Source organism: Actinoplanes sp. NPDC048791 (assembly GCF_040650095.1).
In the GTDB taxonomy this organism is placed as follows: Bacteria; Actinomycetota; Actinomycetes; order Mycobacteriales; family Micromonosporaceae; genus Actinoplanes.
This window is the reverse complement of the sequence record NZ_JBEZGQ010000377.1, coordinates 1-7,315: the sequence shown is the minus strand read 5'-3', so window position 1 is coordinate 7,315 and position 7,315 is coordinate 1. Positions and strand designations below refer to the sequence as shown.

The 7,315-nt window shown below is 70.9% G+C and carries 4 protein-coding genes and 1 pseudogene; 2 read left to right on the top strand and 3 right to left on the bottom strand.

The annotated features are described in order from the left end of the window. Positions 1-630, bottom strand: a pseudogene (locus tag AB0C29_RS24980) (hypothetical protein); the annotation flags it as partial. A gap of 1 nt (position 631) precedes the next feature. Further along, positions 632-1,681: a MoxR family ATPase gene (locus AB0C29_RS24975; RefSeq protein WP_360548029.1), complete on the bottom strand. Its 1,050-nt coding sequence runs from the start codon at positions 1,679-1,681 to the stop codon at positions 632-634. A gap of 411 nt (positions 1,682-2,092) precedes the next feature. Here AB0C29_RS24975 and leuS point away from each other — a divergent pair, with 411 nt between their 5' ends. Both leuS and aroA read left to right on the top strand, forming a co-directional pair. Beyond that, positions 2,093-4,912: a leucine--tRNA ligase gene (leuS, locus tag AB0C29_RS24970; RefSeq protein ID WP_360824501.1), complete on the top strand. Its 2,820-nt coding sequence runs from the start codon at positions 2,093-2,095 to the stop codon at positions 4,910-4,912. Positions 4,913-4,985: 73 nt separating this feature from the next. Beyond that, a complete protein-coding gene (aroA, locus tag AB0C29_RS24965) occupies positions 4,986-6,242 on the top strand; it encodes a 3-phosphoshikimate 1-carboxyvinyltransferase (protein ID WP_360824497.1) in 1,257 nt (418 codons plus the stop codon). Between the two features lie 659 nt (positions 6,243-6,901). On the opposite strand, the gene AB0C29_RS24960 is transcribed toward aroA, so the two are convergent. After that, a partial coding sequence (locus AB0C29_RS24960; RefSeq protein WP_360824494.1) for a VTT domain-containing protein occupies positions 6,902-7,315 on the bottom strand: 414 nt, incomplete at its 5' end.

Below are 7,315 nucleotides of genomic sequence, written 5' to 3'. Positions count from 1 at the left end.
AATGGGAATTCGGGCATCACACTCAGTCAGCGGCCAGTCGCTGGGCCGGGACCCGGGCCCCGATGTCGGCCACGTCGTCGGCCACCTGGCGTATTCGCCGGCGAGCCGCACGGCGGGCAGGGGGACGACCTGCGGGATGACCGTGAGCCGGTCCACGCTGGGGAACGAGCGGGTCAGCTCGCACAGCCCGAACGGGTCGGTCAGCCGGATCACCAGCGGGCCGACCGGATACCGGCCGCGCACGTCGGCGCGGACCGTGTACGCCACCGAGCTGGCCTGGTGCGCGCCGAGCCGCTCCAGCACCACGCGGGGCCGGCTGCCCAGGGCGTACGGCAGCCGGTCCTCCAGCAGCAGCGTGCCGGTGGGCAGCCGGGACATGTTCTGCAGGCGCAGGATGACGCGCGCGCTGGAGCCGACCGGGGCACGGCCGGGCTCCAGCGAGCGGGTGCACGCCAGCTTGTAGCGGCTGCGCCCGACGTACGCCGCGGCCAGCAGCGGCAGCATGGCCAGCAGGATCGCCACCCGCAGCAGGTCCTTCTCACCGAGGATGAACGCCGAGATGGCGGCGGCCGAGCCGGCGGCCAGGAAGGAACGGCCGCGGGTGGTCAGTCCCCGCATGGCCTCGCGCATGTCAGCGCCCCCGCGACTCGTACTGCCCGCGGGTGTCGCCGACCGCGCGCGTGTCGTACGGCGAGCGGTTGCGGTCGTGCGGCAGCGGCAGCCGGTGCACGATCTCGGCCACGATGGCGTCGGTCGTACGCCGGTTGAGCTGGGCGTCCGCGGTCGGGATGATGCGGTGGGCCAGCACCGGCACGGCCAGGGTCTGCAGGTCGTCGGGCAGGACGTAGTCGCGGCCCTCGAGGGCGGCGACGGCCTTGGCCGTACGGATGAGCTGCAGGGTGGACCGCGGTGACGCGCCGAGGCGGATCTCCGGTGCCTCCCGGGTGGCCGTGACGAGGGCGATCGCGTACTGCTGGACGGCGTCGGCGGCGTGCACGTCGCGTGCCGTGGCGATCAGCCGGCGGACCAGGGCGGCGTCGGCGACGGACCGCAGGTCGTTCAGCGGGTCGTGGGCGCCGTGACCGTTGAGCATCGCCATCTCGGCGCGCGGGTCCGGGTAGCCCATCGCGATGCGGGCGGTGAAGCGGTCGCGCTGCGCCTCGGGGAGGGGGTAGGTGCCCTCCATCTCGATCGGGTTCTGGGTCGCGATGACCATGAACGGCGCCTGCAGCTCGTACGTGGTGCCGTCGACCGTGACCTGCCGCTCCTCCATGCACTCGAGCAGGGCGGACTGGGTCTTGGGCGAGGCCCGGTTGATCTCGTCGCCGACCACCAGGTTGGCGAACACCGCGCCCGGCTTGAACTCGAAGTCGCGCGTCTCCTGGTTGTAGACGCTCACCCCGGTCACGTCGCTGGGCAGCAGGTCGGGGGTGAACTGGATGCGCCGGACCGAACAGTCGATCGAGCGGGCGAGCGCCTTGGCGAGCTTGGTCTTGCCGACGCCCGGCACGTCCTCGATCAGCAAGTGGCCCTCGGCGAGCAGCACGGCCAGAGCCAGCCGGACCGTCGCGCTCTTGCCCTCGATGACCTGCTCGATGTTGGCCATGATGGCCCCGCTTGCGGCGAGGAACTCATCACTCGGCAGGGGACCGCCGGGCTGGTCCCAGGTTGGCGTTGTCACGGGCCTCCTCCATGTCGTTCAAGCCCCTTCCTACGTGCTCACGTAGAAAAGGAACCGAAGGTTCGCGGGCGGCCGGCGGTCCGTGGGCCTCCGGCGCTCGCCGCCCGTTCCCCACAGGTTAGCCCGGTCACAGCAACCTGCCGAGCGCGCGCTAGCGGCAGTGACGGCTTGTGGTCAACTGGACACGCATATCGGATGGGTTACGAATCAGCCCGGTTGATACCGGGTGCCGCGAGAACCGGACGCCCGGTATCATGCAGTCATGGCTCGGTCCTTCCTGCTTCTTAGCCAGCCGTGCTGATCTCATAACAGAGAACAGCGCGGCGCCCCCTCCTGCGAGAGGGGCTTTTTTGTGCCCTGAAGTAGGTGATCCTTGTCGACTGACTTTTCGAAAAGAACGAGATGGTGACGATGAGCGAGTCCGAGACCAACGCGGACGTCCCGCCGTACCGCTACACAGCGGCCCTGGCCGCGGAGATCGAGCCCCGCTGGCAGGAATTCTGGTCCGGCCACGGCACGTTCCACGCGCCGAACCCCACCGGTGAGCTGGCCGATCCCACGCACCCGCGGGCCGGGGCGCCGAAGCTGCACGTGCAGGACATGTTCCCCTACCCGTCCGGCGCCGGCCTGCACGTCGGGCACCCGCTGGGCTACATCGGCACGGACTGCTACACCCGCTACAAGCGGATGGCGGGCTACAACGTGCTGCACCCGATGGGCTTCGACGCCTTCGGCCTGCCCGCCGAGCAGTACGCGGTGCAGACCGGCACCCACCCCCGGATCACCACCGAGGCCAACGTCGAGCGCTACCGCGGTCAGCTGCGCCGGCTGGGCCTGGCCTACGACGAGCGGCGCAGCTTCTCCACCACCGACCCCGAGTACTACCGCTGGACGCAGTGGATCTTCCTGCAGGTCTTCAACTCGTGGTTCGACCCGTCCGACGCCAAGGCCAAGCCGATCGAGATCCTGATCTCGCAGTTCGAGGCCGGCGAGCGCGAGACGCCCGACGGGCGGGCCTGGGCGGAGCTGTCCGACGTCGAGCGCCGGCAGGTGATCAACGACCACCGCCTGGCGTACGTCAGTGAGGCGCCGGTCAACTGGTGCCCGGGGCTGGGCACCGTGCTGGCCAACGAGGAGGTCACGCCGGACGGGCGCAGCGAGCGCGGCAACTTCCCGGTCTTCAAGCGCAGCCTGAAGCAGTGGATGATGCGCATCACCCGGTACGGCGACCGGCTGGTCGACGACCTGGACACGCTGGACTGGCCCGAGCCGGTCAAGCTGATGCAGCGCAACTGGATCGGCCGTTCCAAGGGTGCGCACGTGGACTTCCCGGTCGGCGGCGACGACGTGATCAGCGTCTTCACCACCCGGCCCGACACGCTGTTCGGCGCGACGTACATGGTGCTGGCGCCCGAGCACGCCCTGGTCGACTCCGTCGTGCCGGCCGCCTGGCCCGAGGGCACCAAGGCGGTCTGGACGGGTGGGCACGCGAGCCCGGGGGAGGCCGTCGCGGCGTACCGGGCCGAGGCCGCGGCCAAGACCGAGGAGGAGCGGACCGCCGACGCCAAGGTCAAGACCGGCGTCTTCACCGGCGCGTACGCGACCAACCCGGTCAACGGCGCGCGCGTCCCGGTGTTCATCGCCGACTACGTGCTGGCCGGCTACGGCACCGGCGCGATCATGGCGGTGCCCGGCCAGGACGAGCGCGACTGGGCGTTCGCGGAGGTCTTCGAACTGCCGATCATCCGTACGGTGCAGGCGCCCGACGGTTTCGAGGGGGCCTTCACCGGCGACGCCCCGGCGATCAACAGCGACTGGCTGAACGGGATGGGCGTGGCCGACGCCAAGGCCGCGATGATCTCCTGGCTGGAGGAGCACGGCCACGGCCGGGGCGCGACCACGTTCCGGCTGCGCGACTGGCTGTTCAGCCGGCAGCGCTACTGGGGCGAGCCGTTCCCGATCGTCTACGACGAGACCGGCCTGCCCGTCGCGCTGCCCGAGTCGATGCTGCCGGTGGTGCTGCCGGACACCGATGACTTCTCGCCGCGCACCTTCGACCCGGACGACGAGCACAGCGAGCCGGAGACGCCGCTGTCGCGCAAGAAGGACTGGGTGACCGTCGAGCTGGACCTGGGCGACGGCCCCAAGACCTACACGCGTGAGACCAACACGATGCCGCAGTGGGCGGGATCGTGCTGGTACGAGCTGCGCTACCTGGACCCGCACAACGACAAGGTGCTGGTCGACCCGGAGAACGAGGCCTACTGGATGGGCCCGAGGGACAACGCGGACTGCGGCGGCGTCGACCTGTACGTCGGCGGCGTCGAGCACGCGGTCCTGCACCTGCTGTACGCCCGCTTCTGGCACAAGGTGCTGTACGACCTGGGCCACATCTCGTCCTTCGAGCCGTTCCGCAAGCTGTTCAACCAGGGCTACATCCAGGCGTACGCGTTCCGCGACGCGCGCGGCGTCATCGTGCCCGCCGAGGAGGTCGTCGAGCGCGACGGCAAGTGGTACTTCGGCGAGCAGGAGGTCGACCGCGAGTACGGCAAGATGGGCAAGTCGCTGAAGAACGTGGTCACCCCGGACGACATGAGCGAGCAGTACGGCGCCGACACGTTCCGGGTGTACGAGATGGCGATGGGCCCACTGGACGTGTCCCGCCCCTGGGACACCAGGGCGGTGGTCGGTTCGCAGCGCTTCCTGCAGCGAGTCTGGCGCCTGGTGGTCGACGAGGAGACCGGCGCGGTCCGGGTCACCGACGAGCCGCTGGACGCCAAGACCCGGCGGGTGCTGCACCAGACCATCGACGGTGTCCGCGAGGACATGGACGAGCTGCGGTTCAACACGGCCATCGCCAAGCTGATCCAGCTGACCAACACGCTGACCCCGCTGGGCACGACGTCCCGCGAGGCGATCGAGCCGCTGGTGCTGATGACCTCGCCGTTCGCGCCGCACCTGGCCGAGGAGCTGTGGCGCAAGCTGGGCCACGAGGACACGCTGGCCTACGCCGACTTCCCGGTGCCCGACCCGGCCCAGCTGGTGGCCGAGTCGGTCACTTACCCGGTGCAGGTCAACGGCAAGGTCCGCGGCCGGGTCGAGGTCGCGCCGGACGCGAGCGAGGAGACGGTACGCGCGGCAGCGCTGGAGTCCGTGGCCGAGGCGCTGGCGGGCCGGGAGCCCCGCAAGGTGATCGTGGTCGCCGGCCGGCTGGTCAGCGTCGTCGTCTGACCGTCGTTCCACATGCAGGACAGCGTCGGGGCCGTCGGGAGGTCGGGCACGCCGTACCGGAACAATCCGGTACGTGCCTGATCTCCCGGACGTCCTGACTGTTGCCCCGCTGAGCTCACCCCTGGACGCAACCGTGCGCCCACCGGGGTCGAAGAGCATCACCAACCGGGCGCTGCTCTGCGCCGCCCTGGCCCCGGGCACCTCGACGCTGACCGGGGCCCTGTTCGCCGACGACACCCGGGCGATGCTCGACGCGGTGGCCGCCCTGGGTGCCACCGTCGACGCCGATCCCGAGGCGGCTGTGATCCGGGTGACCGGTATCGACCCGCGTACCGGATCGGCTGATGCCGCCGTTGACGCCCGGCAGTCCGGCACCACGTCCCGGTTCATCCTGCCGGCGGCGGCGCTGCGTCCCGGCCGTACCGTTGTCGACGGCACCCCGCAGCTGCGCGCGCGCCCGTTCGGCCCGGTCCTGGACGCCCTGCGCGACCTGGGCGCGGAGGTCTCCACGACGGGGTTCCTGCCCGCGACCGTGCGCGGCCCGCTGCGCGGCGGGCCGGTGCAGGTCAGTGGCCACATCTCCAGCCAGTTCCTGTCCGGCCTGCTGATGGCCGGCCCCCTGATGGCCGACGGCCTCACGGTGGAGCTGACGTCCCCGCTGGTGTCGGTGCCGTACGTGGAGATGACCCGGGCGGTGATGACAGCGTTCGGCGTACCCGTCGACGGCCTCACCGTGGCACCGGGCACCTACCAGCCGACGGAGTACGCGGTGGAGCCGGACGCCAGCGCGGCCTCTTACTTCCTGGGCGCGGCGGCGATCGCGGGCGGCCGGGTGACGGTACGTGGGCTCGGCAGTTCGAGTCTGCAGGGCGATGTCGGCTTCGCGGACGTGCTGGGCCGGATGGGGGCGACTGTGACCCGCTCGGCCGACTCCTTGACGGTCAGCGCGGCAGGCCCGCTGCACGGGGTCGACGTCGACATGGCCGATATTTCGGATACGGCGCAGACGCTGGCGGCGGTGGCGGTGTACGCGGACTCGCCGACCCGGGTGCGGGGGATCGGCTTCATCCGCGGCAAAGAGACAAATCGGGTGGCGGCAGTGGTGACCGAACTGCGCCGGGCGGGGATCGACGCGGTGGAGGACGAGGACGGCTTCACGATCCGTCCGGGGGTGCCGCGGCCGACCCGGTTCGCCACGTACGAGGACCACCGGATGGCGATGAGTCTGTCGCTGCTGGGGCTGCGGTCGCCGGGGATCGAGATCGCTGACCCGGGTTGTGTGGCCAAGACGTACCCGCACTTCTTCACCGACCTCGCCGCCCTGAGCTGACCCCGCCGCCCGCCCCGCCTCCGCTGAAGACTGCTGAGTCGGGGCATCGTGACCTGCTCTCGCTGAGCCGGCACAGGCTGCTGCTCGCGGCCCCTGTTGCCTGAGTGGGAGCAACGTGACTTACGTGGCGCTGGAGACCTTGGTGGCCGATGGCTGCTATGGCAGCCAGAAATTACCAAGATCTACAGGTCCGACCGGCGGGCATGGGGTGGCGCAATCGCCTGACCTGCTCGCGCCACGTGTGCGGCGAGGACGGTATGAACACCACGAGGTGGTGTGGGCGGCTCGGGTGGTTTGGAAGGCTCAGCCGTTGAGCCGCTCCAACCGCGTGGGGTGCTGAGGTCGCTGCCTCGTGGTCCCGCAGGGTCGCTGGCCGCCGGTGGAGGTGGCGGGGCTGCTCGGGCTGCCGGGCTGCTCGGCTTGAGTGCAGCGCCGCTCGGCTGCTCAATCCGGCTGGGCCGCTTGGCCGCTTGGCCGCTGGGCGCTGAGCGCTGGGCTGCGGTGCTGAGCTTGATCGGGCCGCTGGAAGGCCGTCATTGTCAGGAAGAGCGTGCTGCCGCCCGGGGCATTTCTGGCGATGTGGCGGGGACAACAGGCCAAAGGAGAACGGCCCGCCGCGGGTGCGGCGGGCCGTGCGTCGTTTCTCCAGGTGCGTCGGCTCAGGCGGCAGCGACCGCAGCCGCGGCCGCAGCATCACGGCGGGCGGCCAGCCGCCACCGCAGCACGATAGTCGTCGTCAGGCCGATCCCGATCGCCGCCGGTGCCAGCGTCAGCGGGTTCATCGAGCCCGGCGACGTCACCGCCGCGCCGATCACCGCGTACGAGACCGCGGACGGGACCGAGGCCAGCGTCGTGCCGAGCAGGTAGCGCTTGCGGCACACCGATGTCGTGCCGTACGCGTAGCCGATCAGGCCGAACGGGGCCAGCGGCAGGAAGCGGACCAGCAGCACCGCCGACAGGCCGCGGCGGTTCAGCCAGCCGTCCAGGCGGTCCAGTTTGCCGCCCGCTCGCGCGCCCAGGGCGCCTCGGCCGGCCCAGCGGCCCGCGTAGTAGGTCGCCACCGCGGCGATGAT